Genomic DNA, 23,960 nt, shown 5'->3' on the forward strand with positions numbered 1-23,960 from the left:
CTTTGGTGGCTGTGTATTTACTTCAACGGCTAGCAAGATTCATTTAGAAGAATTAACAGCGCTCTCCAGAGATGCGTCCTGTACGTGTCTTTTTGCCTGAGAGATTCATAGCCTAGCTATTTGCTCCTTCGGCGACGTAATTAAGCAATCCTTGCGAACATTCAAAAAATTCACAAGATAATTATACATTAAAACTGTATAATGGTTCACGTTCTCTCCACGTACACTCATCCGCCCAGTATTTAAATATTAATGTACAAACCACGTTTACAGTCTATATCCTAACATTACATTGAGCAAAAAGGCAATCCTTTTTATAAAATAACTTAAAAACCGAACATTTCATTTGTTTCAATACACATCATTCGCCTTTTAATCGATTTACTTGAAATCCAATATATTCGACTATTTGTCTTTTACTTCGGTTTTCTGTTAATACTCTTATATGACCAACAGCCCGATAAAATTTTCTTCTTTGAAAATATAATTGTTCTAATTCACTTTTTGATGATTTTTGAACAATAGGACGATTTTTGTCGTTTTTAATCCTTTTATAAATATCTTCAAATGTAGCGTCTAGATAGAAAACTAAACCTGTTTTTCGCATAATTTTTCGATTTTCTTCATTTACTGCTACACCACCACCTGTTGAAATGATGCATGCTTCATCCCGAAAATTACGCAAAAAATCGGTTTCAACCTTTCTAAAGTACTCCTCGCCATATTTTTCAAATATTTCTGGAATTGTCATTCCTTGCTGTCTAACGATTTCACGATCCATATCGTAATAAGGAAGTTTCAGAAAATAGCTTAATCTTCGTCCAATTACACTTTTTCCGCATCCCATAAATCCTACTAAGTATATTTTTCGCATGTTTCCACCTACTTTGCTACAAAAGACTTAACTACTAAATATTTCTGCTAGTAAGTTTATCGTAGCACGAACATTGGCGAATTCCAATGAATTATATATAAATAATTGTGATTGAAAAGAGTGAATATAATATCCTAAAAAAGTAAGGGAAACAAATAATAGGATAATTACTAGCAAGAAACTACTACCATTCTCATTCCGGATATAATTGAACAAAAAAAGTTCTCTCCTTTACTACGTCATTTGGATATTTAACGATGATCTTTAAGTAATTTTCATATAAATCATACTTCAAGTTTTGAATACCTATTAGCATGGGAACATTTCCTACGTAATCTACTTGTTTTCTAATGACATCCTTTAGCTGACCTATTTGAACACTAGGGTTACCATCGTTATATGTAATTTCAATAACATCTTCATATCCAGTCACTTTTATATCTTTAACATTGACTAAATAACTTTGAAAGTCATTAACAAATAATTCCCATGTTGTATCTTCATTCGTTAGATAAATATTATTCTGTTTTTGAATCCATATAAAAATGAGAATAATCAATTGAGATAAGAGAATAAAAACGACCAAATGATAGAGTGCATCAAGTAATGTGAATCCATTTTTTATATGACTCCCTTTTGAGTGAAACATCTTTTTTCGACCTCATTCAAAAATTGAAAATTAACGCAAAGTGTTTGCCCATCGAACATCCAATGGTAATTTGTTTTATCAATTATTTCTGATCCAGCATTCGTACCTAAATCAATTATCTGTTTTGCAGCATTATAGGCAACTTGAGATACATGTAACTCTATTTTTTTAACTTGTAATGTTTCATGTAGTTTAGAACTTAACGGTATTAACGATCCAGTTAATAACATGATGATTACTACCGTTAATAAGGTTTCAACAAATGAAATACCTTTATCGTTCATTAATTTTTATCCTCCCCTTCTCTATGTTCACAATTACTTCACGGTATCCTTCTGGTGTAAAAAAGATAATTTTCCCAAAGTTAGAAACTTCACCTTTATTGTCAAAACTAACTCTTTTTAAATTACTTGATGTATTTAGAATGACTCCTTTTGGAAACTTCATTTCTACTATATGATTAGTAGTATCATTTTGCACAAAACCTTTGTACGTATTGTTATCATAGAATACAATTGTCGTGTGAACTCCCTCTTTCAGGGCTAACGTTTGCATTCTCTGAACATCTAAAGTCAATTGAATGAAAAATTGGTCAATTGCGTTTCTTTCAAATGCATTCGTTGTTAATTTGCCAACAATAGAACAAATAACTATTAGAATAAATAAGACTAATAACATTTCTAGCAAAGTAAAGCCTTTTTCATTTTTGTATGTTTTATACAATGATTACCATTCACCTACAGTTCAATTAGTTTAGTATCTAGAAATAGATATGGAACCTCTTCTAATCATCACCGATTCCTTCACTACTAGCACTAATAGCATTTACCCGACCGTCTTTAATTTCTATCGCTTGTCCATTAGGGCATTTAGTTTCATCCTTCATTAAATACTCTTTTTCTACTAATTGTTCTATAGTTGGAAAAGTCATATGATCTATTTTGTACGCTTCAACCTGACCTTGAACCATTGCAACGAAAGCTTTACATCCTTTATCATCAATTGAAGCAAAGTGTTTGGAAACATTGGGGATTGTAATAATTATTAATACAGAAATAATCAATAGAACAATTAACATTTCAACTAACGTAAAGCCTTTTTCATTTTTCAACATATTGATTCTCCTTTTATATAATTTCAATAATGTTATACATTGGAAGTAAGATACTTATATAAGCTGCAATAATTGATAAAGCAATAAATATAAAGAAAAGCGGTTGGACAAATGATAATCCAGTTTTCAACAATGACTGCATCTTCTCGTCTAACAAATCACTATAAATAAGCATTTCCCTTCCCAAATAACCGCTTTTTTCCCCATGTTTTATAAACTCTTGAAATTTCGGAAAGAAATATCCCGTAAGTTGGACTGCATTTGATAAAGAATCCCCATAAATAATTTTCTTTTCGATAGTAACCGACAAAAAATTTAAATATTTATTTAACTGTTGTTCTTTTAATATTTCTAATGCTTGCTGTAAAGAGAAACCACCAATTAACAAATTTCCTATAATTCTAGAAAACTGTTTTGTTAAATGTAGTTTGAAAAAATATCTAACTATGGGGATTGTCGTAAATATTTTCATTTGATAAAAAATAGGTCTCGTTTTAATAAAAAACCACATGAGGATGTAAACTATTGTGATGGAGATCATGCTGATAATCATTATTTCGGGGAAGTATAATAAAATATTTGAAACAGTAAAATTTGTATTGAAGTCCTCACTAGTTGCTCGAGAATGAACAATTTGCTCAATATTCGGCATAAAATACGTTCTAAACCCTACAAATATTGCAACTAGAAATAGGATTAAAAAAATTGGATACATAAGTAATTTCGTTAGTTTTTTCTTCATATTTTGTTGAAAATCCATTTGTTGGCTTATTAAATTTAAAGTTTTCGCTAAGTCTCCATTTTCTTCAGCTATTTGTATTGATATTAAAAAATGATCGGGAATCGATAGAAATTTAAAAATATCAATGACACTTTCTCCATTTCTTAATTTTTCTTCTATCGTTTTATGCCAATAAATATCATTATGAACGTGGTATGGAAGCAACATATGGATTGAATCGGAAAAAGTATAACCTTCTTCCAATAATGTACTCATTCGGTTTAAAAATTGAGGCATTTGTTTTACTTGATTTTTTTTGAAATTAATTCGACTTTTAAACTTAGATACTGTTTGAAACAAATTGTTTTTCCACCCCAATGGTTTGCATTTGGTAAACAAGCGTCTCAATGTTTGGAAGATAGTACGGTTCACCACGCATTGTTGCTAATATCGCTTCAAATAACAAGCTATCGCTTAATATTTCATACAATGCTTTTCTTTTATCTTGTTCGACTTGTACCAAACATTGAGCCACGATTCCTACTAGAGCCTGTCTTATCTCTTCAATGGTAATACCTAAATCCATTAACCGATAAATACAATTCACAGAATCTTTCGCGTGTATTGTAGATAATACAAGATGACCTGTAAGCGATGCTTCAATGGCGATTTTTGCCGTTTCCCGATCTCGAATCTCACCTATCATGATCACATCTGGAGAGTGTCGTAATATTGCCCTTAAACCTGCTGCATAAGTTACCCCCGCTCGTTCATTAACTTGGATTTGTAGTAAGTTTTCTTGACTGTTTTCTACCGGATCTTCTAAAGAGATGACATGACGCGACAAAGTATGACTACTATAATTAATCAGAGAGTACATGGATGTTGTTTTTCCTGATCCAGTTGCCCCACAAAACAAAAGTAATCCTTGACGATTTGATATTAAGTTAATTAATTTATCTGCTGATTTTTGGTAATAACATAAAGCGGATATAGGATGTGTTGCATTTTGCAACATGAGACGAATCACGAGGCTTTCTTTTTGAAAGACTGAAGGCAATGTAGAAACACGAAAAGAATAATGCTTTTGTTGAAATTCCTTTTGGAACGAACCACTTTGAGGCTTTCTCTTTTCGCTTATATCAAGTGATGATAAAAACTTAAAATATGAAATCATTCGAATTCCTAAATCTATAGAGATATCCCCTGCGTTAAACAATTTTCCATATTTTCTAAAATGAATCGAATAGTTATTACTCGTTGGTACAATGTGAATATCCGATGCACCAAATGTTAATGCTTTCATTAAAAGCTGTTCACTTCTATTTTCGACAACAATTTCGACATTCACTTTTCAACACCTCTTTTTGTGTATTTCGATTGACCGCCAATCTTTACGAACAGTATAAAACGATTTTTTAAAAAGGAAAATGCTATTTCTCAACATAAATGTTTGTATAGGAAAAGCTATAGCAAATCAGAATTTTAATGAAAATTAGTTGGAAAATCATAGATTTATATATCAAAATACAAATTTGAAAATATTTCTATAACTGAAATAATTTATATAATAGTCTATCATTTCAATTTTGGACACGATAAAATGGATTAAAGCGTGGTTAACAAAAAAGAGGTGATTTTATGAATAATTTGAAAGTAATGAGCACTTTAGCTGATGAAACACGCTATCGCATTTACCATTATGTACTTCAGCATCAAAAGTCATTTACTGTTCAAAATATTGCTGAACAATTCGATATACATCCAAATGTTGCACGTTTACATTTAACAAAATTATGTGAGATAGGAATCGTTCATGCGGAATATGTAAAGTCAGGAAAAGGTGGACGCCCTGGGAGAGTGTATAATGCATCCAAGGACGGTATAGTCATTAGCTTTCCAAAACGAGATTATGAAAAGTTACTGAGTTGGACTCTTGAATTAATTTCATTATTAGGTGATTCTGCTGTTGATAGTTTAAAGTCTATCAGTTATAAAGATGGATATAACGAAATGTCTACTTTGACGAAAAAACAATTGAAAGATTCCATCACCTTTGAAGAAAAAATAGAGCTATTAGCAAAAGCAGCTTACCAAATCGGTTATGTACCATCAATAATTGAAAAGGACGGAACAAAACAAGTTATACTTTCAATTTATAACTGTCCATTTAAAAATCAATTAGAAGGAAACGCTCATTTAATTTGTAGTTGTCATGAATCTTATTTAAAAGGGCAAATTGACGTTTTATTTCCAAACAATGATTTTATTCAAATTAATAGTATGCTAAATAGTTGTAATAACTGCCAATATAAAATAAAAATTGCAGATTCGCAGTAAAATTTAATAATTTCCACTTGTTTGTCACATTCTATGTAAAGTATGAGTTTACTTTATTGTTAAAAATCATTTATAATAAAACGTGAGATAATTGTGTCTTAGGCAAAAGGAGGGGATTCTTCATGGCTAACATGTATAAAGTTATGGCTTGGTTTACAGGTATATTTGCCGTTTTCTTCTATCTCGGAGATATGAACGAGGTTTCGCTATTATTTTTAGGTAATACTGGATTATTCTTATTATTAGGCTTCTTAAACCTTTCCGAAAGAATGTACATGTATATATTTGGCGCGTACTTAACTGTCTTCTGGGCAGGATTTACGTATTATACAACATTCATTTACATGCCTGGTGGAGGTCATTAACCTCACCTCATATTAAAACACCGTTTGCAAATTGCAAACGGTGTTTTTTATACAGAATTTAAAAACCATTTAAAAATGGATTCATCTCCATCTCTTCTTCTGGTGTCGTATATGAACCATGTCCTGGATAAATAATTGTATTTTCAGGTAGTGTTAATAATTTTTCATGTATAGATTTTAATAATACTTCGAGTGATCCACCGATTAAATCTGTTCGACCAATACTTCTTTCAAATAACGTATCACCAACAATAGCAAACCCATCATCTTCAAAAATATAAGAAATACTTCCAGGTGAATGTCCTGGCGTAAATACTGCATTAAACTTAAAACTACCGATTTCTATTACTTGCTCCTGACGTATAATATGTTCTTTGTCGGGTAAATTAACAATATAATTTGGAAGTTCAGCATACTTTCCTGAACCATTTTTCATCGGATCATTAAGCCAATTAACTTCTTTCTCATGTACATATAATGGCAAATTATAGAGTTCTCTTAGAGCGTCCACTGCTCCAATATGATCAAAATGAGTATGGGTTAAAAAGATCGCTAGTGGTTTATATTGATTTTTACGTATTTCTTTTATTATCCTCGCCGATTCTTCACCAGGGTCGAAAATGATACAATCTTTTTGCTTATTACTTACGATATAACAATTTGTTTGAACAGGTCCTAACGAGTATACTTTTACATTTAACAATTCAATCACCTCTATCTTAGTATACTGTTCTCTATAAAAATTAACAGCAACTGTTCATACAAACGTCACGATTAGTTCTCGACAAAACTATCTAGTTGCATTACAATAAGAATGAATATTGTCTACCGACATTCATTTTCTGATGTCGAAAGGAGTGTCTAGTTTAATGAACTTATTAATGGTTATTTTCGCTTTAATCGCAATTTTATCTTTAGTAAGCGCATTTAAGTCAATTCGTAACAAGAATGTTCTTGCGCTAATTTTCGGTATCGCTTCATTTGCGATTTTCGGATGGTTTACAGTAATGACGGTTTTAAATCAAGGTTATCCACCAACATTACACTAATTATCTGAATAAAGGACATCTCACTAGTTGAGATGTCCTTTTTCTTTCGCACTTACAATCAAAAAAGGCGACTAGTCATTCAAGACTAGTCGCTTTTTCTTATTGGACCGCATCTTTTATTAAGTTCCCTGTAATTTCATCATAGAAACGAAGTAAATCTCCGTTAATAATTTTGTCAGAATAACTTAATTCTACTTGTGCACGGTCGATATATGGTTGACAAGCTGCAATATCGGTTACTTCCCCAGATGGACGTTCATAACAAGTTTCACTAGCATAAACAAGCTCATCCGTTACAAATCCACCATCACGGAAGATAACAAATTCTTCATGTTCTTCAGAGAATAAATCTGCCCCTAATTGCATGTCATTTGAAGTATCAATTCCAAGAAGATGTAAAAGAGTTGGTCTTAAATCAATTTGACCAGATGTTTGGTCAATTTCTTTACCATCTCCTGAACCTGGAATATGGATAAATAATGGTACTGACTGTAGTAACGCAGTATCATATGCTGTTATTTCTTCTTTTTCTAAATACATAGCCATCGCTTTATTATGGTTTTCAGAAATTCCATAGTGATCACCATACATAACGATAATTGAGTTTTCATACAGACCTTTTTCTTTTAACTCATCGAAAAGTACTTTAATTGATTCATCTAAATATCGTACTGTTTGGAAGTAGCGATTTAATGTACCTGAATTTGACGTATATTCAGGAATCATTTGATCCTCTTCATTTAAGTAGAACGGATAGTGATTCGTTAATGTAATCAAACGAGAATAGAATGGTTGTGGCATCTCTGTCATATGCTCAACAGATTGCTCAACGAATGGGATATCTTTAAGACCCCAGTTAACAGAGTTTTCTTCTGTTACATCATATGAATTAATATCATAGAATTTTTCAATTTTAAGTGAATCATACATCATATCACGATTCCAGAATGAATCATTGTTAGAGTGCATGACATTTGTAAAATAACCATTTCTACCAAGGTTTTCAGCCATTGAATTATAAGTGTTTCCACCATGTGTGAAGAATACGGCTCCACGACCTAATCCGAACAATGAGTTCTCAACGATAAATTCTGAGTCACTCGTTTTACCTAAGCTTGTTTGGTGATAAAAATCACTAAAGTAATACGTATCCTTATCATTTGTTAAAGAATTTAAGAATGGAGTAACTACTTCACCATTCATGTCATTATTAATGACAAAGCTTTGTAGAGACTCTAGCTGAACCAAAATAAGATTGCGGCCTTCATATTTACCGAACATTTCTTCATTTGATGAGGCTTGATTAGCTTGAACATAGTTATCAATTTCAACAAGCTCACTACCATTCGCTAATGCACGTTGAGCTGAAGATTTTGACTGAATATAAAAATCGTATAAATGATAATTGTAAGTTCCAATGTTTTTCACAAGTATTTCACGGTCAAAGCTACGTGTTAAAAGTTGTGGTCTTTCAGTTTCTGCTAAACCTAAGTTTAAAAATGCAATTGCTAGTGCAACAACAAAATAGGCACGACGAACATTTTTACGAATTGCTAGTTTGTCTTCCATTTTAGGTATAAATTTAATTGCAATTATTAATACTATTACATCAATGAAGAATAAAATATCGTACCAATTTACAATTTCAGTAATAGAAGATCCTAATTGACCGACGTTATCTGTTTGGAATAATACTGGTAGCGTAATAAAGTCATTATAAAAACGATAAAATGCTACGTTTGCATAAAGTACTATAGATAATAAAATACTAACAGTAATTAAATAACCGTTTTTGACTTTTGGTGATTTAAAGTATAATGAAATCCCATAAGCGAATAATAAGAAACTTAGAGGATTAATAATTAAAATAAACCGTTGCATCGCATTTTCGATGTCGATTTCGAAACTTGTATGGTAGGTGACTGCTGTTTTAATCCAAGTAGCGATAATCGCTATTAGCAGTATGGAATGTTTAGGCCATTTTATGGACTTCATTCCGAATCATCCTTTCTAATATTAAAGATATTTTTTTATGGTCAGATTTTCAACTTTACATTACATTTACATTGTCGTAAGAGACAACGTTTATCTTAATACGTTTTTTTTTATATTGCAATAGGTTTGGTATTAAACGGAATATGCTGAAAATTAAATAATTCCTCACGTATTTTCGCATACAGACCACATATAAATATTTACGTTTTATTAACAAAAAGGTTCCCTAAAATACACCAATCATCGCAAAAGGCGATTAAGAGGAGGTTCTTCCTAGCGCAAATATCCTAGAAGAAGCACTAAATTTATCGAATATAAAAGAAAAACAGTGATTCATTAACCACTGTTTTCTAATATACTAACCAAAATAATTATTTCTAAATTAGTTGGTTCTAAATTTATTTAAATGTTTTTTTGTGTTTCAAGTTTTGTTACTTCTTGGCGAATAATTAGCATAGCACTTTGAAATTCTTTCACATCTAATACTTGTGCTTTATAAAGCTCTCTGACTTCATCCTCGATTAAAAATAAATCACCGATTCGATCTCCTGTATATATAAATGTTCCATATTGCTTTAGTAAATCATAAATATCGATCATGGATTTCAATTAGAAGACCCCTTTCGATTTCTCAATGTATCAATTCTTCGTTTCTCTGTGATGATTAAATCCACAGGAATATCATGTGATTCACTAGGTACATTTTTTATGACTTGCAAATCAAATGCCAATGTAATAAGTGTTCCATTATAGTTCACAAGGTAACGGTCATAATAACCACCACCAAAACCTATACGATAACCAGTCATATCATAAACTACACCTGGAACTACAATGATATCAATATTTTCAGATTTTATAGGAATAGTTTTCTCAGGATCCGGTTCTTTTAAATTCATATAAACCGTTTCAAGTTGATTGAAATGCTGTAACTCATAAAATTGCATTGAGCGGTCCTTAGGATTGCATTTTGGTACTACTACTCTCTTCTTACTTTCCCAAAGTTTCTCTATAAGTTGATATGTGTCTACTTCAGGTCTATTGGACAAGGTAATAGCAACCGTATTAGCATTTTGAACTGTATCTTCCATTAGAAGCTTCTCAATAATACTATTTGAGTATTGAACATACTGCTCATCTGTTAAGTCTGCTAACGCTGCTTTTACTTTGCTTCGCATTTCTTTCTTATCCATTGGAAAACCTCCAATCAACATTTATATTTTACTATTTTACTATGTATATAAAAGCAAAAAGCCAAAACCTTTGAGTGGTTTTGGCAATGACGCAAAAACTTATTTTGTTTCACGGTGAAGAGTAACTTTCTTCTCGCGTGAGCAATATTTTTTAAGTTCAAGACGTTCTGGATTGTTACGTTTGTTCTTTTTAGAAATGTAATTACGTTCACCGCAATCAGTGCAAGCTAATGTAATGTTTACGCGCATCATTAACCCTCCCACTCTATATGAAAAATGTATTGATTTGAGCATTTAATTTTGAGCATGATTTATACGACTAACCCATTATAACATAAATCGATAAAAAATCTACTATGATTTATAATTAACTTTTCTTATGTTAAAATAGTATAAAACATAAGAAATACGGAGGAAACATAGTGGATTTTTCAATTATATTAATCATTATAGGTATTCTTTGTATGATTATATCATTTTTCATCAAAGATACTTCAAAAAAAATTGAAAAAGATGTAGAAGAACTTTCTATTAGTATATACCAAGAAACGAACGCACTAAAACGTCGATTAAAAGTTGTTGAAGAAGAACTACTTTTAGATCCAAGTTTCCAAGTAAAGTCACCTAGCAATTCAAAACAAATGCTAGATCGAAAAACAAATGACCTCTTAATATCAAGTGTTAAAAACAATTCTGTAAAAAAGACGAAACCAGTTAATGAAATATTAGTGCGCCAAGTGATTGAATTGAATAAACAAGGATATGCCATTAGTGAAATAAGTAAATTATCTACTTTGTCTGAAGTGCAAATACTGGAGATTTTAAACAGTCATGGAGGTAACAAATGAGTAGATCTTCTATACGGGCATTTGGTATTGCTTGTTTTCTAATAGGTGCAAGTATGTTACTTATTAATAAATTTGGAGAAGCAGAATCCGAATCATTTAATCAAACTGAATATGAACAAAAAATAACTAAATTGGAGCAGCAATTAGAAAATGCTAACGAACAAATTTCACTACTTGAACAAACAAAAGAATTAAATAATACGAACAAAGAAACTTCAACAAATTCGCAAGTAGAACCGTCAAAAACAGAAAAAAAGCTTGAAGAAACTAAACCTTCCTCCAATATTATTGAAGCGACATTACATATTTACTCTGGCTTAACAGCTTATGATATTGGAAAAAAGCTTGAAGATTTAGGGATTGTAAAAAACGGACTTGAAATGGAGTTATATTTAGCAAAACCGGAATATGCTAAAACGATTCAAATTGGACAATTTGATTTGAACTCCTCAATGTCGATTGAAGAAATTGCAAATATTATTACAGGAAAAAAAGCTTCGTCTGAATAGTTTTTTTAAAGATATGTGCGAGAACAACGACATCTTAATTTAACTACCGAAAGTAACAAGGGATATCTAGAAAGAAAATATTTTTAGACATCCCCCTTTTTATATCCATTGAAATAGTTACGAATATATTTAGTAAACTGTAGTATCACTTCACTTAAATAACGATTATCTATATAGGCAATACCAATTTCCCTTTTACATTCCTCCGAATCTACACGAATTATTCGTAAATTATATAGCTCGAGTCCTTTAATTTTCGGAATTAAAGAAACTCCTAAGCCACTTTCAACTAAACCAGCAATTGTATGTACTTCTTCCCCTTCAAAAGCAATATTTAAAGTAAATCCTTCCTTATTAAATAACTCATCTACAGATTGTCTTAACGAATTTCCCCTTTTAATAGATATAAATGGATCATGAGCAAACTCTTCAAGTCTTACTATTTTCTTTCTACTAAGTCGATGGTTTTTAGGAACGATTAAAAAAAGTTCCTCTTCCCATAGTTTTTCCCATATAACATGACTAGTTGTGTCCAAAGAAGAAATTAAGCATAGATCGAGCTCCCCCATTTCAAGTTTCTTCATAAGCACACTGGAATTACTTTGTGTTAACAAAAATTTCATATGTGGAAACTGTTTCTTCACATCCGTCATTAATGAAGGAATTACTTTCAAACCAAGTGTATGCATAAAACCTAATGACACTTCCCCTGTCCCAGGGGCAACCATATTTCGAAGTTCTTCCTTTGTTCGTTCATATTCTCTTAAAATTGCATCTACACGTTCTAAAAAAAACGTACCATATCTATTTAACTTGATGGAACGTCCATTACGATCAAATAAAATAACCCCTAAACTTTCTTCCAACAAAGAAATGGATTTACTTAAAGCAGGTTGAGAGATATGTAAAAGTTCAGCTGCACGTGACATGTTTTCATATTTAGCAACTGTTTGAAAATAGATAAGCGAAGTAAAATCCATTTTTCGGCTCCTTATAACTTATTTTTATATGATGTATAAAAACAATTGATTTTCATTATATGATTACTCTTATTATAATGAACACAACAACATAGTTCAAAAAATTGTCAAAAATTTGTTTATAGATATAGAGGATGATTATTATGACTTATATTAAAAAGGGAACAAAAGAATTTAAGTTGGCAAATCTTGCCTTATTTGCTGCGGCATTTATTGTTTTTGCAAACTTATATATAACCCAACCATTATTTCCCCAGTTTTCAAAAGAATATGGTGTATCCCCTGCTATAGCTAGCTTATCACTTTCCTTCGCTACCGGTGTACTTTCTATTAGTTTGTTATTATTTGGATCATTATCAGAAGCATGGGGACGCAAACGATTGATGACTTTTTCCATTTTTGCTGCATCAATAATTACAATCTGCCTTGCATTTGCACCCACTTTTGAAATGTTATTGCTATTACGTATAATTCAAGGATTTGTTTTCGCAGGTATCCCAGCAATTGCAATGGCCTATTTAGGAGAAGAGATGGATCCATCCAGTTTAGGAATTGCCATGGGTCTATATATTAGCGGAAACTCCATTGGAGGATTATCTGGTCGAGTCATTATGGGATCGATGACTGATCTTTTTAGCTGGCAAATAGGGATGGTTATTTTAGGAGTTTTAAGTTTAATAGTATCAATATACTTTGTCATTGCATTACCTGAATCAAAAAATTTTATTCCTAGAAAACTAGAATTGAAAGGTTTATCAAAATCATTATTATCTCACTTGAAAGATCCTGGGTTAATTTGTTTATTTGGTATTGCTTTTACATTAATGGGTGGCTTCGTTACTCTTTACAATTACATTAGTTATCAACTAGTTGGACCTCCTTACAATTTAAGCGCTGGCATAGTCGGTTGGATTTTTGTTGTTTACTTAGTTGGAACTTTTAGTTCGACTTGGTTTGGTAGTCTATCAGATACTTTCGGAAGACAAAAGGTATTATTTTCTGGAATTATTATTATGTTTTTAGGAGCTCTTATTACTCTTAACGGACAGTTAATTATTAAAGTATTTGGGATCATCATCTTTACATTTGGATTTTTCGGCTCCCATTCAATAGCAAGTGGATGGGTAAGTTATCGTGCAAAGAAAGATAAAGCTCAGGCATCTTCCCTTTATTTATTTGCATATTACCTAGGCTCAAGTGTCGGTGGAACAACTGGAGGTATTTTTTGGTCCAATTGGGGATGGAATGGAGTCATCGCATTTATAAGTGCGTTTTTAATTACTTCTTTTTTATTTACTGTTATGCTCTTAGTATTAAGTAAAAGAGTAGAAACAAAACTCGAGAACCACCTACAATACTAAGGTAAACGGGGGATATTATGAATATTTATGACTTTAAAGTCACTACTGAAAACGGTGAGAAATATTCACTAGAACAATACAAAGGGAAAGTATTACTTGTTGTAAACACAGCAACGAAATGTGGGTTAGCTGGACAATTTGATGAATTAGAAAATTTATATAAAAAGTATCGTGACAAAGGTTTGGAAATTTTAGGTTTCCCATCTGATCAATTCAAACAAGAACTATCCTCGGGTAGTGAAGCCGCTGAAGCATGCAGATTATCGTATGGTGTAACGTTCCCTATGCATGATTTAGTAAAGGTTAATGGTGATGAAGCTCACCCACTATTTAAATATTTAACTGAGCATACAAAAGGTCTCCTAGGAAAAAACGTGAAGTGGAATTTTACTAAGTTTTTAATTGACCGGAATGGGGATGTTGTTAAAAGATTTGCTCCAACAGATAAGCCATCGAAGTTTGAAAAAGAAATTGAACAATATTTATAAAGCGCTCGGATATACTCCAAGCGCTTTTTCCTTTTTAAAGATTGCCAACTCTATTATATAAAAATGATTCAACCATCTTTGTACCAGTTTCTGTTCCGATTGATTCTGGATGGAATTGCAATCCATAAACAGGATAATATTTATGTTGGATCGCCATAATTTCATGATCATCTGAAGAAGTTGCAACAACCTCCAAATCTTCATGTAAAGTAGCTACGTCAATTATTAATGAGTGATATCTCATTACGCTAACCTCTCCATCGAGGTTTGCAAACAAGCCTTTCCTCTCAAATGAAAGCTTGGATAGTTTTCCGTGCATAATGTTTTTTGCTCGTACAATATTTCCACCAAATGCTTCACCAATTGATTGATGCCCTAAACAAATCCCTAGAATCGGGAATTCTTTATATAATTCTGTTACTACATCTACCGTTATCCCCGCCTCAGTAGGGGTTCCAGGCCCTGGGGAAAGTACAATTGCTTCTGGATTATATGAACGTATTTCGTTAATTGTTATTTCATCATTACGAACTACCTTTACATCTTTTCCTAAGTTAGCAATTTGTTGATATAAATTATACGTAAAAGAATCGTAATTATCGATTAATAGAATCATCTGTGTACCTCCAATAATGCTTTTGCCTTGTTTAATGTTTCATCGTACTCTAATTCAGCAATTGAATCATGCACAATTCCAGCACCAGCTTGAACATATGCTTTATCGTCTTTAACAATCATTGTACGGATAGCTAATGCAAGATCCATATTACCATTAACAGAAATATAACCAATGGCACCAGCATAAACGCCGCGTTTCCTATCTTCTAAGTCATTAATAATTTGCATTGCACGAATCTTAGGTGCACCTGACACCGTACCAGCAGGTAGCGTTGACGTTAGAACGTCCAATACATGAACACCATCTTTTAGTACACCAATGACTTCTGAAACAATATGCATTACATACTTATAACGTTCAATCGTCATATATTTACTAACTTTAACAGATCCTATTTTACTTACACGTCCAATGTCATTTCTACCTAAATCCACAAGCATTCGATGTTCCGCGACTTCTTTTTCATCTTGTAACAAATGTTTTTCGATTTCAATATCTTCCTCAGTTGTTTTTCCACGTGGTTTTGTACCGGCTATAGGGTTCGTTGTTACGATTCCGTTATTAACCTTCACTAAACTTTCTGGGGAAGTACCTAAAATCGTATATTCGTCAAATTCTTGATAGAACATATACGGTGATGGATTTAACGTTCTTAACTTTCTATATAAAGCAAATGGATCCCCGCTAAAAGAAGTTTGGAACCTTTGGGATAATACAACTTGAAAAATATCACCACGGGATATATGCTCTTTTGCCCTTTCAACTAATTGTATAAATCGTTCTTTCGTTATAGTCGGTTTAAATTCAACAGAAATAGACTCATCTTTTTGAAACGTTAGTCCACATTTTATTTGTTTTTCTATAATATCAATGGATTTGTTCATTTCTTCAACAGTACGCTCTTGTCGAAATATATCAACAGATGCAATCGTAACTGTTTGTAATAAATGATCAAAAACAATAAACGTATCGTAAAAATAAAGATGAACATCTGGCATATTTAACTTATCCGGCAATACTTCACCGATTCTTTCAATATAGAAAGCCGTATCATAGCTAAAAAAACCAATCGCACCACCAAAAAAAGTGAATGGAAACGTCTTATTTTGTTGTATCGGCATCATTTCTCTTAATTTTTGTAGGACAGAGCCTTCCTCTGAAACTAATGTTTGGTCTTCATAACCATACGAGAATTGTTCGTTATCACCCTTTAACTCTGCTATTGGGTTAACGGCAATAAATGAATAACGTCCACTTTCTTCATGTTTTGCAGAAGATTCAAATAAAACTTTCCGTTTTCCTTTCAAACTTCTAAACACTGAAATTGGTGTCATCATATCGCCTTCTATTACTCTTATTACATATTCTTTCTCTTTAACTCTACTATTCATTCTCAACTTTCTCCTCTCAAACTAAGCTCATTTTGCACTTGAAAGATACCTTTCACCAAATGGCGATATGATTTCTTTCATTTTCTCGGATACTATCCGACAAATAAAAAAAGGCCTTCCATCACAAAGGACGAAAAAGCCGTGGTGCCACCTTCATTGACAAAAACAACTGGTAAAACATATAAGATTGTTTAAGTCCACTTTACATGTTATAACGTAACATACGCTAGCACCTACTAAATTTCAGTACTAGTAGCTAGAAAGCCCATTCATACTATGTCATGGACTAGCTTTCACCACACGCTAGCTCTCTGAACCATTTCATAATACTACTCTTTTTCATCATTGCTATAAATTTGAAGTTAATCATATTTTAAACGAAATAGACCAACTATTCAAATAAATATTATATGACAATTGAAAAGGACTCCTTTTAGGAGTCCCCTATTATTAATTATTTAAATCAAAACGTTGACCTTTTTTCAAATAAAGCAGATATTCTGCAAGATTTGTTGCAAGGTCAGCACAACGTTCGATATAACGGCAAATAAATGATAAGTATGTGATTTGTGCAATACTCTCTGGTTTAATACTTGTTAGTCTTAGTAAATGCTTAATCATGTTGCCATACATTTCATCGATTTGGTCATCTAGTTCAGCTAATTCCTTAGCTTTTGTTGTGTTCTCATCAACGAATGCTTGAACAATTTGTCGTAACATTTGTGTTGATTTTGTACACATGTCTTCTAATAATTCAATTGATGTAACGAAAGGATCATTTCCAATATGAATTGTTTCTTTTGCGATATTAACAGCGTAATCGCCAACTCGTTCCATATCTGCAGCAGCTTTTAATAAAACGACTAATCGTCGTAAATCTGTAGCTACAGGCTGCTGACGTGTTAACAATAAAATCACTCGATCATTAATAGCTTCTTCAGCATGATTAATTTCACTATCTCGTTTAACAATATCTTCTGCCGCTTCAACATCTTTATTAATTAAAGCAGTAAAAGCTTCTTCAAGCCTTTCAATACTTAAATCGCAAAGCTTTAAAAAATCTTGTTGTACTGATACCATTTCTGCTTGAAAACGTTCTCGACTCATGACGACACCCTCCTACATATTAACCGAAGCGACCTGAAATATAATCTTCCGTACGCTGATCTTTAGGCGTAGAGAAAATTTTATCTGTATTATCAAACTCCACTACTTCACCATTCAAGAAAAACGCTGTTTTATCTGAAATACGGGCAGCTTGTTGCATGTTGTGCGTCACGATAACAATTGAATAATTTCCTTTTAATTCTTGAACTAACTCTTCTACTTTTAATGTAGATATCGGATCAAGGGCTGATGTTGGTTCGTCCATTAGAATTACATCAGGTTCAATTGCTAGACAACGCGCGATACAAATACGTTGTTGCTGTCCACCAGATAATCCGTAAGCATTTTGGTTTAAACGGTCTTTCACTTCATCCCAAATTGCCGCTCCTCTTAATGATTTTTCAACAATTTCATCAAGAATTTTTTTGTTTTTAATACCATGGATTCGTGGACCGTATGCAATATTATCGTATATTGATTTTGGGAATGGATTTGGTTTTTGGAACACCATTCCTACCTTTGTTCTTAATTCTTCTACTTGGTAATTTGCGCCAAAAATATTACGTCCACGATAGTTAATTTCACCATTGGTTCTAACTATTGGTACTAATTCTACCATACGATTCAACGCTTTAATATAGGTTGATTTTCCACAACCTGATGGTCCGATAATTGCAGTCACATCATTTTCTTTAATATCAAGGTTAATTTCTTTTAATGCATGGTGATCACCATACCATAAATTGAAATCCTTTGTCCCGAAAACGGTACTTTTATTATTTTTCACAACCGGTAATTCTTCACTAACAACTTGAGATGATTGTACATTTAATTTTATATTATTTTCATTTTTCATCATAGTCTGTACCACTATTCCACTTCCTTAATATCTTTTTGAGAACTTATTGCGGATGAAAATTGCAATCGAGTTCATAATCACTAAGAACAGCATCAAAACAATAATTCCTGCTGAAGCGACATATAAGAACTCTTCTTGTGGACGTTTTGCCCAATCATAAATTTGCATTGGTAATGCAGTAAATTCGCTCAATAGACCATCTGGTAAGAAACGTAAAATAACCGGAATACCTATAACTACTAATGGTGCTGTTTCACCAATAGCACGAGATAATGCAAGGATACTACCTGTTAATATTCCTGGAATGGCAGCTGGTAATACGACACGAGTGATTGTTTGCCATTTTGTAGCTCCCATACCGTAAGAAGCTTCTCTTTGTTCTTGCGGTACAGCACGGATTGCCTCTTGTGCTGCAACGATAATTACTGGAAGAATTAATAAACTCATTGTAAATCCAGCAGCTAATAAGCTTTTTCCTAAAGCTAAAGCACGGACAAAAATTGTTAATCCAAGTAAACCGAACACGATTGATGGTACACCTGCTAAGTTTGAAATATTCATGCGAATGAAGTCATTAATTTTATTTTTCTTTGCGTACTCTTCTAAGTAAATTGCCGTAGCTACACCTAATATCATAGAAACTGGTGCGATTATACACATCATATAGATAGATCCAACTAGAGCTGCTTTAATACCAGCATTTTCTGGTCTACGTGATGCAAAGTTTGTGATGAAGTCCCAATCTAAATAACCAACACCTTGGGTAACAATTCGAACTAATAATATAACTAAGCATAATAAAGCAAATAAAGTTCCTGTTAAGAAAAGTGCTTTCCAACCTTTGTTTCTGTTTAAACGTGTCTTCATACGCTTCATTACGACTGAATCATCGATGTATCTCATATTAATACTCCTCTCTGAAGCGTTTAGAAATATAATGTGCGAGTAAATTCATAATCAATGTAAAGACAAATAATGTGAAACCTACTGCATAAATTGAATAGTAAATTGTTGTTCCATAACCAGCATCACCTGATGAAACTTGAACAATATAAGCTGTCATTGTTTGAATTGACCCAGTAACACTAAAGTCGAATGTTGGTGAAGCACCACCTGCAAGTGATACAATCATCGTTTCACCTAGAGCACGAGAAATCGCTAATACGGCAGACGAAATAATTCCTGATAGTGCAGCCGGTAATACGACTTTTAAAGCAACTTCGAATTTAGTTGCACCTAGAGCGAGTGCACCTTCTCGAATTGAATTTGGAACGGAACTCATCGCATCTTCAGATAATGATGCAATCATAGGGATAATCATGATCCCTACCACAATACCTGGGCTAAGCGCGTTGAATATTTTCAGCGACGGTATCAATTGTTGTAAAATTGGTGTCACAAATGTTAATGCGAAGAAACCATAAACAATTGTAGGTACGCCAGCTAAAACTTCTAAAATAGGTTTTATTGTACGACGTGCTTTATCTGAAGCATATTCACTTAAATAAATAGCAGCCGCTAATCCTATTGGTACAGCAACTATAATTGCGATTACAGTTACTTTTAATGTTCCCAATATTAATGGTAAAACACCGAATGTCGGATTATTTCCTGAGAAAGGTAACCATGAAGTACCAAATAGGTAGTCTGTAATTGATACTCTCTGAAAAAATTCAAAGGTCTCGAATATTAATGTGAAGACTATACCAATTGTTGTTAATACAGAAATTAATGCAGCTATGAATAATAAAATCGGCATTGTTTTTTCTGTAATCTTTTTCCCTTTTCTATTTCGAGACTTTGCGATCAAATCTTGAACCGATTGACCGTTCCTGAAGCCTTGCGAAGCCATAATGTAAACTCCCTTCCTACTACACGTGAGAAAATGTGTGGGCGCTAGATTTACCCACACATTTTAAAAATCTAGTTTATCAAATTAAGAATATTATTTTAAACCTTCTAAAGTTTTTAAACCTTCTTGGTACATTTCATCTGGTAAGCGTACATAACCTACTTCTTCAGCCATATCACCAGCGTTATTTAATGTGAATTCCATGAAGTTATAGAAAGCTTCGTTTTCCTTAACTTTTGCATTGTTAACATAAACAAATAATGGACGAGAAAGTGGTGAATATTCATTAGTTTCGATTGTTTCGTTATTTGGCTCAACACCATTAACTTTTACAGCTGTTAATTTATCTGTATTTTCTAAGTAGTATGCATAACCAAAGAATCCGATTGCGTTTTTATCACCAGCAACACCTTGTACTAAAACATTATCATCTTCTGATAATTGTGCAGACGATTCTAAATCTTCACCATCTAAGATGACTTCATCGAAGTAGTCATAAGTACCTGAGTCAGTACCTGGTGAGTAGTATACAATTTCTTCTGCTGGCCAAGATGGGTCAATATCAGACCATTTTTTATCAGTTCCATCTTCAATCCAGATTTCTTTTAATTGCTCTACAGTTAAGTCTGTAGCCCAAGTGTTTTCTGGGTTAACAACTACTGTTAGACCGTCATTAGCTATTTTAAATTCTGTATAGTCAATACCAGCTTCTTCTAATGCTGCTTTTTCTTCATCTTTAATTGGACGAGATGCGTTAGAGAAATCAGTTTCACCTGCGATGAATTTTTCAAAACCGCCACCAGTACCAGAAACACCTGCAGATACTTTAACTTCTGGTTGTTCGTCAAAATATATTTCTACTAAAGCTTCTGTAATTGGAGCAACAGTTGAAGATCCGTCTCCAGATACTGAACCAGTAAGTAGTGCAGCTTCTTCATTAGTAGTTTCAGAACCTGTGTTAGTTGCTGTGTTAGTTTCAGTTTCTTTATCACCAGTTTCTTCATTTGAACCACAAGCTGCTAAGAATAAAGCTGAACCAACTACAGCTGTCATCGTTAAGTACTTCCATTTTTTCATGTTTTGTTTCCTCCATCAAATTCATAGTAAGTTGTCTTACAATGAATACTATAAAATTATTTTGTTGATTTCATATAAACGTAGTGTTAAGAGATTGTGCGAAATGTTAAGAGATTGTAAATCTATAAAGTTAATAGTTATAGGAATCATTCGTAGTAACGAATCATATATTAAACCTTTATGTAACGAAAAAAAGACTCAAAAGGCATTAACCCTCCTGAGTCTTCCTGAGTATTATTCTTCCACAATTTGTTCTTCTGTTTCTTCGTCAATTTTTTCATCGGTTGTTGGAGGTAGAATTTTCTGTTCCACCGAATGCGATGATAATCCATTTTCAGCATACTTCTTTTTCAGTTCAAAGTAATAATCTAATACTTCTCTTGCAATTTGGTTATTATGGTCTAAATATAAATTAAAATTAGTCGAAGCCCATGGAATTACAACCGCGTATGCCACCTCTGGGTTTTCATACGGTGCAAAACCAACGTGCGATAAAGTAACGGTATTTGTTCTCCATTCTTCTCTTATCGGACCATAATAAACTACCTCTGCTGTACCTGTTTTACCAGCAGCTGTGTATGGAGCATCTTTGAAATTACCCCGTGCAGAACCTTGAGATCCTATATATACTTGTCGGAGCCCTTTTTTAACATGTTCGATTTCCGATTCAGAATTCGATATACGGTTTAATACGGTTGGTGTAATCTCCTCCACTAATAATCCTAAATTTTGACCATCTTGAGAAGGTTCACGTATTTCTTTTAAAATTCTAGGTTGAATACGATAACCACCATTGGCAACTGTTGAAATATATTGCGCTAATTGCATCGTTGTATAAGTGTCGTATTGCCCAATAGCTTGGTTTAGTACAACCCCTGGATTATCTGGAACACCTTGGAAACCAGGAAATTCACCAGGTAAATCTATACCAGTATTTACGCCAAGTCCAAATTCTGCGAAACCATTACGCATTCTACTTAACGTATCATCCCTAATAATTAGTGGCATATTGTAGCTGTAATTTGTACCACCCATTAGCATTGCAATTTGGAACATATATGAGTTAGACGATCTTTCTAACGCTTTTAGATCATCCATCGGTATAGCACCAGAACGGTTAAATATCGAACTTTTTGGTTCTGTATTTAATAGTTTAATCGGTTGGTCGATTAATCTTTTACCTGGTGAAATTACGCCTTCTTTATAACCCATCAAAACAGTAGCTGCTTTTATTGTTGACCCTGCTTCATAGGCTGTTGTAAATGTACCATATGAGTAGTCAATAATATAGCTTTCCCCAGTTTTGGGATCTGTTTCTATTTTTTTACCTACTACAGCTAACAATTCCCCTGTATTTGGGTTCATCATGACAAAGAAAGCCCTATCTAATAACTTTGAGCCACCTATTGATTTTAATTCTAATAATTTCTCTTCAACAATTCTTTCTGCTTCTTGTTGAAGCTCAATATCTATTGTTGAAACTAAATCATTTCCTGGTTCTCCCTCATAAGTTGTAACTGTATCAATCACTTGTCCTTTTTTATTCGTAACATTTTTTACAACTGACTTTTTGCCTTGTAATAGCTCTTCATATTGTGCTTCAAAATAACTTTCCCCTACTCGATCATTTCGTGAGTAATCTCTAGCTAAGAAATAATCCAATTTTGTTAAAGGAATACCTTTTCTAGGCACTGTCGTTCTCCCTAAAATTGAAAGAGAATTTAATCTAACACGCTTCCAGTCTGTTGTTGTATTAATCCCTGGTAAATCCGGTAAGCGCTCTGAAACACGGGCAAATTCTTCGGGAGTAACATTTTCGTTTTTAATAATTTGAGGAGATAAATTATACCCTGAAGTCATTTCCCTATAAATCGCTAACACTTCTAATTCATGTTCAGTTAATTGTGCTAGTTCTTCATCGGTAATGCGCTCTCGAACTAATCGGTCAATTTCTATTTGTACTTGTTTTGAGTCAAGCTCTTCATTTGCTTTAAGTGCAGCTTCTTCCTCTTCTGAAACTTTTGCATACGCTTCTTCTTTATTTAGTAAAATCCAAAAATCTAATTTATCGCGATATGTAATTCGATCAACTGGTTGTTCGATTAACATTGCTAACTGTTCAGCGATTGTAAGCATTTCGCTTGTAGTAGTGCTAGGCATTTTAGTATAAGTAATAGCATTTTCCGGTTCATTATCTACTAAAATTCTCCCATAACGATCGTAAATTCTACCTCTTGCAACACTTGTATTGACTGAAATTTCTTCTGTTCTTTCAATAGCACGCACATAGTCTTCACCTTTAACAATTTGTAAGTAACCTAACCGAAAAATTAATAGTGAAAATAACACAAAGATTGAAAAAAACAGAACATTCATACGAAAAGATAAATTCGCTCGATATTTTGCCTTTACACTAGAAGCACGATTATTTTTTGGCAATTTTCTCATTTGAATCCCCCTTTCACTTACTAGATTGATAAAAATGTTCTTTAATCATGCATTTTAGTATATCATTTGTTCTTTTAATTAAAAAGAAGTACTCATCATTAAATGTGACGGTTTTCAAATT

The 23,960-nt window shown here is 32.8% G+C and carries 28 protein-coding genes, 1 riboswitch and 1 other annotated feature; of the genes, 7 read left to right on the forward strand and 21 right to left on the reverse strand.

All coding sequences use genetic code 11. The annotated features are described in order from the left end of the window. Nucleotides 1-74: 74 nt before the first annotated feature. Nucleotides 75-231, reverse strand: a riboswitch (glycine riboswitch). Between the two features lie 130 nt (nt 232-361). The 7 genes from CRO45_RS03390 to comGA all read right to left on the reverse strand — a co-directional run bounded on the left by CRO45_RS03390 (nt 362) and on the right by comGA (nt 4,709). After that, nucleotides 362-874 carry a shikimate kinase gene (locus CRO45_RS03390; protein ID WP_097148234.1) on the reverse strand — a complete coding sequence of 171 codons (513 nt, stop codon included), beginning with the start codon at nt 872-874 and terminating at the stop codon, nt 362-364. Nucleotides 875-1,067: 193 nt separating this feature from the next. Next, the gene (gene comGF / locus CRO45_RS03395; RefSeq protein WP_097148235.1) at nt 1,068-1,523 is read right to left on the reverse strand and encodes a competence type IV pilus minor pilin ComGF; all 456 of its coding nucleotides are present in this window, start codon (nt 1,521-1,523) and stop codon (nt 1,068-1,070) included. Further along, nucleotides 1,496-1,807, reverse strand: coding sequence for a hypothetical protein (locus CRO45_RS03400; protein WP_097148236.1), 312 nt, complete (start codon nt 1,805-1,807; stop codon nt 1,496-1,498). Before CRO45_RS03400 ends, comGF begins: the two co-directional genes overlap by 28 nt. After that, the gene (gene comGD / locus CRO45_RS03405) at nt 1,797-2,246 is read right to left on the reverse strand and encodes a competence type IV pilus minor pilin ComGD (RefSeq protein WP_097148237.1); all 450 of its coding nucleotides are present in this window, start codon (nt 2,244-2,246) and stop codon (nt 1,797-1,799) included. The genes CRO45_RS03400 and comGD overlap by 11 nt, the downstream gene beginning before the upstream one ends. A gap of 61 nt (nt 2,247-2,307) precedes the next feature. After that, a complete protein-coding gene (gene comGC / locus CRO45_RS03410) occupies nt 2,308-2,637 on the reverse strand; it encodes a competence type IV pilus major pilin ComGC (protein ID WP_170949395.1) in 330 nt (109 codons plus the stop codon). 13 nt (nt 2,638-2,650) lie between these two features. Then, the gene (comGB, locus tag CRO45_RS03415; protein ID WP_097148238.1) at nt 2,651-3,718 is read right to left on the reverse strand and encodes a competence type IV pilus assembly protein ComGB; all 1,068 of its coding nucleotides are present in this window, start codon (nt 3,716-3,718) and stop codon (nt 2,651-2,653) included. Further along, nucleotides 3,699-4,709 (reverse strand): competence type IV pilus ATPase ComGA, encoded by a 1,011-nt coding sequence (gene comGA / locus CRO45_RS03420; RefSeq protein WP_456243257.1) that lies wholly within the window; start codon nt 4,707-4,709, stop codon nt 3,699-3,701. The genes comGB and comGA overlap by 20 nt, the downstream gene beginning before the upstream one ends. A 290-nt stretch (nt 4,710-4,999) precedes the next feature. Between comGA and CRO45_RS03425 the strand changes: the two genes are divergently transcribed. Together CRO45_RS03425 and CRO45_RS03430 are read left to right on the forward strand one after the other, a co-directional pair. Then, nucleotides 5,000-5,698: a helix-turn-helix transcriptional regulator gene (locus tag CRO45_RS03425; RefSeq protein ID WP_097148239.1), complete on the forward strand. Its 699-nt coding sequence runs from the start codon at nt 5,000-5,002 to the stop codon at nt 5,696-5,698. A 122-nt stretch (nt 5,699-5,820) separates the two neighbouring features. After that, nucleotides 5,821-6,063 (forward strand): DUF2626 family protein, encoded by a 243-nt coding sequence (locus CRO45_RS03430; protein ID WP_097148240.1) that lies wholly within the window; start codon nt 5,821-5,823, stop codon nt 6,061-6,063. A gap of 58 nt (nt 6,064-6,121) precedes the next feature. Here CRO45_RS03430 and CRO45_RS03435 read toward each other — a convergent pair whose 3' ends face one another. Continuing rightward, complete coding sequence (locus CRO45_RS03435; RefSeq protein ID WP_097148241.1) at nt 6,122-6,766, reverse strand: MBL fold metallo-hydrolase; 645 nt, start codon at nt 6,764-6,766, stop codon at nt 6,122-6,124. Nucleotides 6,767-6,932: 166 nt separating this feature from the next. Between CRO45_RS03435 and CRO45_RS03440 the strand changes: the two genes are divergently transcribed. Beyond that, nucleotides 6,933-7,112: a DUF2759 domain-containing protein gene (locus tag CRO45_RS03440; protein WP_097148242.1), complete on the forward strand. Its 180-nt coding sequence runs from the start codon at nt 6,933-6,935 to the stop codon at nt 7,110-7,112. Nucleotides 7,113-7,211: 99 nt separating this feature from the next. Here CRO45_RS03440 and CRO45_RS03445 read toward each other — a convergent pair whose 3' ends face one another. The 4 genes from CRO45_RS03445 to rpmG form a co-directional block, all read right to left on the reverse strand. Continuing rightward, a complete protein-coding gene (locus CRO45_RS03445; RefSeq protein ID WP_097148243.1) occupies nt 7,212-9,107 on the reverse strand; it encodes an LTA synthase family protein in 1,896 nt (631 codons plus the stop codon). A gap of 402 nt (nt 9,108-9,509) precedes the next feature. Then, nucleotides 9,510-9,716, reverse strand: coding sequence for a YqgQ family protein (locus tag CRO45_RS03450; RefSeq protein ID WP_097148244.1), 207 nt, complete (start codon nt 9,714-9,716; stop codon nt 9,510-9,512). Then, complete coding sequence (locus tag CRO45_RS03455; protein ID WP_097148245.1) at nt 9,713-10,300, reverse strand: 5-formyltetrahydrofolate cyclo-ligase; 588 nt, start codon at nt 10,298-10,300, stop codon at nt 9,713-9,715. The genes CRO45_RS03450 and CRO45_RS03455 overlap by 4 nt, the downstream gene beginning before the upstream one ends. 99 nt (nt 10,301-10,399) lie before the next feature. Continuing rightward, the gene (rpmG, locus tag CRO45_RS03460; RefSeq protein WP_036173524.1) at nt 10,400-10,549 is read right to left on the reverse strand and encodes a 50S ribosomal protein L33; all 150 of its coding nucleotides are present in this window, start codon (nt 10,547-10,549) and stop codon (nt 10,400-10,402) included. A 173-nt stretch (nt 10,550-10,722) separates the two neighbouring features. Between rpmG and CRO45_RS03465 the strand changes: the two genes are divergently transcribed. Both CRO45_RS03465 and CRO45_RS03470 read left to right on the forward strand, forming a co-directional pair. Continuing rightward, complete coding sequence (locus CRO45_RS03465; protein ID WP_097148246.1) at nt 10,723-11,148, forward strand: hypothetical protein; 426 nt, start codon at nt 10,723-10,725, stop codon at nt 11,146-11,148. Continuing rightward, complete coding sequence (locus CRO45_RS03470) at nt 11,145-11,657, forward strand: MltG/YceG/YrrL family protein (protein ID WP_097148247.1); 513 nt, start codon at nt 11,145-11,147, stop codon at nt 11,655-11,657. Before CRO45_RS03465 ends, CRO45_RS03470 begins: the two co-directional genes overlap by 4 nt. Before the next feature lie 83 nt (nt 11,658-11,740). Here CRO45_RS03470 and CRO45_RS03475 read toward each other — a convergent pair whose 3' ends face one another. After that, entirely contained in the window at nt 11,741-12,637 is an 897-nt protein-coding gene (locus tag CRO45_RS03475; protein ID WP_097148248.1) for a LysR family transcriptional regulator, read from the reverse strand. Nucleotides 12,638-12,780: 143 nt separating this feature from the next. Here CRO45_RS03475 and CRO45_RS03480 point away from each other — a divergent pair, with 143 nt between their 5' ends. Beyond that, a complete protein-coding gene (locus CRO45_RS03480) occupies nt 12,781-13,998 on the forward strand; it encodes an MFS transporter (RefSeq protein ID WP_097148249.1) in 1,218 nt (405 codons plus the stop codon). 17 nt (nt 13,999-14,015) lie between these two features. Then, nucleotides 14,016-14,486, forward strand: a complete 471-nt coding sequence (locus tag CRO45_RS03485) for a glutathione peroxidase (RefSeq protein ID WP_097148250.1) — start codon at nt 14,016-14,018, stop codon at nt 14,484-14,486. Nucleotides 14,487-14,520: 34 nt separating this feature from the next. Here the strand turns inward: CRO45_RS03485 and CRO45_RS03490 are convergent, their stop codons facing one another. From CRO45_RS03490 to CRO45_RS03525, 8 genes are all read right to left on the reverse strand, one after another. Further along, nucleotides 14,521-15,102: an anthranilate synthase component II gene (locus CRO45_RS03490; protein WP_097148251.1), complete on the reverse strand. Its 582-nt coding sequence runs from the start codon at nt 15,100-15,102 to the stop codon at nt 14,521-14,523. Then, nucleotides 15,099-16,496, reverse strand: coding sequence for an anthranilate synthase component I (trpE, locus tag CRO45_RS03495; RefSeq protein WP_097148252.1), 1,398 nt, complete (start codon nt 16,494-16,496; stop codon nt 15,099-15,101). The genes CRO45_RS03490 and trpE overlap by 4 nt, the downstream gene beginning before the upstream one ends. Before the next feature lie 123 nt (nt 16,497-16,619). Further along, nucleotides 16,620-16,851, reverse strand: a binding site (T-box leader). Nucleotides 16,852-16,946: 95 nt separating this feature from the next. Further along, the gene (phoU, locus tag CRO45_RS03500) at nt 16,947-17,603 is read right to left on the reverse strand and encodes a phosphate signaling complex protein PhoU (protein WP_097148253.1); all 657 of its coding nucleotides are present in this window, start codon (nt 17,601-17,603) and stop codon (nt 16,947-16,949) included. A gap of 19 nt (nt 17,604-17,622) precedes the next feature. Continuing rightward, complete coding sequence (gene pstB / locus CRO45_RS03505) at nt 17,623-18,462, reverse strand: phosphate ABC transporter ATP-binding protein PstB (protein WP_235864525.1); 840 nt, start codon at nt 18,460-18,462, stop codon at nt 17,623-17,625. A 24-nt stretch (nt 18,463-18,486) separates the two neighbouring features. Next, entirely contained in the window at nt 18,487-19,365 is an 879-nt protein-coding gene (pstA, locus tag CRO45_RS03510) for a phosphate ABC transporter permease PstA (RefSeq protein ID WP_097148254.1), read from the reverse strand. Nucleotide 19,366: 1 nt separating this feature from the next. Beyond that, the gene (gene pstC / locus CRO45_RS03515) at nt 19,367-20,314 is read right to left on the reverse strand and encodes a phosphate ABC transporter permease subunit PstC (protein ID WP_097148255.1); all 948 of its coding nucleotides are present in this window, start codon (nt 20,312-20,314) and stop codon (nt 19,367-19,369) included. 93 nt (nt 20,315-20,407) lie between these two features. After that, complete coding sequence (locus CRO45_RS03520; RefSeq protein WP_097148256.1) at nt 20,408-21,391, reverse strand: PstS family phosphate ABC transporter substrate-binding protein; 984 nt, start codon at nt 21,389-21,391, stop codon at nt 20,408-20,410. A 234-nt stretch (nt 21,392-21,625) separates the two neighbouring features. Next, on the reverse strand, nt 21,626-23,839 hold the full coding sequence (locus CRO45_RS03525) for a peptidoglycan D,D-transpeptidase FtsI family protein (RefSeq protein WP_097148257.1): 2,214 nt from the start codon (nt 23,837-23,839) through the stop codon (nt 21,626-21,628). Nucleotides 23,840-23,960: the final 121 nt, after the last annotated feature.

It is taken from the genome of Ureibacillus acetophenoni, assembly GCF_900220965.1.
GTDB lineage: Bacteria > Bacillota > Bacilli > Bacillales_A > Planococcaceae > Ureibacillus > Ureibacillus acetophenoni.

Coding starts and splice junctions, on each gene's coding strand:
- trpE (WP_097148252.1), bottom strand. CDS start 16,496: ATGAATAGTAGAGTTAAAGAGAAAGAATATGTAATAAGAGTAATAGAA.
- CRO45_RS03390 (WP_097148234.1), bottom strand. CDS start 874: ATGCGAAAAATATACTTAGTAGGATTTATGGGATGCGGAAAAAGTGTA.
- CRO45_RS03520 (WP_097148256.1), bottom strand. CDS start 21,391: ATGAAAAAATGGAAGTACTTAACGATGACAGCTGTAGTTGGTTCAGCT.
- pstB (WP_235864525.1), bottom strand. CDS start 18,462: ATGATGAAAAATGAAAATAATATAAAATTAAATGTACAATCATCTCAA.
- pstC (WP_097148255.1), bottom strand. CDS start 20,314: ATGGCTTCGCAAGGCTTCAGGAACGGTCAATCGGTTCAAGATTTGATC.
- CRO45_RS03440 (WP_097148242.1), top strand. CDS start 6,933: ATGAACTTATTAATGGTTATTTTCGCTTTAATCGCAATTTTATCTTTA.
- CRO45_RS03425 (WP_097148239.1), top strand. CDS start 5,000: ATGAATAATTTGAAAGTAATGAGCACTTTAGCTGATGAAACACGCTAT.
- pstA (WP_097148254.1), bottom strand. CDS start 19,365: ATGAGATACATCGATGATTCAGTCGTAATGAAGCGTATGAAGACACGT.
- rpmG (WP_036173524.1), bottom strand. CDS start 10,549: ATGCGCGTAAACATTACATTAGCTTGCACTGATTGCGGTGAACGTAAT.
- CRO45_RS03485 (WP_097148250.1), top strand. CDS start 14,016: ATGAATATTTATGACTTTAAAGTCACTACTGAAAACGGTGAGAAATAT.
- CRO45_RS03525 (WP_097148257.1), bottom strand. CDS start 23,839: ATGAGAAAATTGCCAAAAAATAATCGTGCTTCTAGTGTAAAGGCAAAA.
- CRO45_RS03490 (WP_097148251.1), bottom strand. CDS start 15,102: ATGATTCTATTAATCGATAATTACGATTCTTTTACGTATAATTTATAT.
- CRO45_RS03430 (WP_097148240.1), top strand. CDS start 5,821: ATGGCTAACATGTATAAAGTTATGGCTTGGTTTACAGGTATATTTGCC.
- CRO45_RS03480 (WP_097148249.1), top strand. CDS start 12,781: ATGACTTATATTAAAAAGGGAACAAAAGAATTTAAGTTGGCAAATCTT.
- comGC (WP_170949395.1), bottom strand. CDS start 2,637: ATGTTGAAAAATGAAAAAGGCTTTACGTTAGTTGAAATGTTAATTGTT.
- phoU (WP_097148253.1), bottom strand. CDS start 17,603: ATGAGTCGAGAACGTTTTCAAGCAGAAATGGTATCAGTACAACAAGAT.
- CRO45_RS03470 (WP_097148247.1), top strand. CDS start 11,145: ATGAGTAGATCTTCTATACGGGCATTTGGTATTGCTTGTTTTCTAATA.
- CRO45_RS03400 (WP_097148236.1), bottom strand. CDS start 1,807: ATGAACGATAAAGGTATTTCATTTGTTGAAACCTTATTAACGGTAGTA.
- CRO45_RS03475 (WP_097148248.1), bottom strand. CDS start 12,637: ATGGATTTTACTTCGCTTATCTATTTTCAAACAGTTGCTAAATATGAA.
- comGF (WP_097148235.1), bottom strand. CDS start 1,523: ATGTTTCACTCAAAAGGGAGTCATATAAAAAATGGATTCACATTACTT.
- CRO45_RS03445 (WP_097148243.1), bottom strand. CDS start 9,107: ATGAAGTCCATAAAATGGCCTAAACATTCCATACTGCTAATAGCGATT.
- CRO45_RS03455 (WP_097148245.1), bottom strand. CDS start 10,300: ATGGATAAGAAAGAAATGCGAAGCAAAGTAAAAGCAGCGTTAGCAGAC.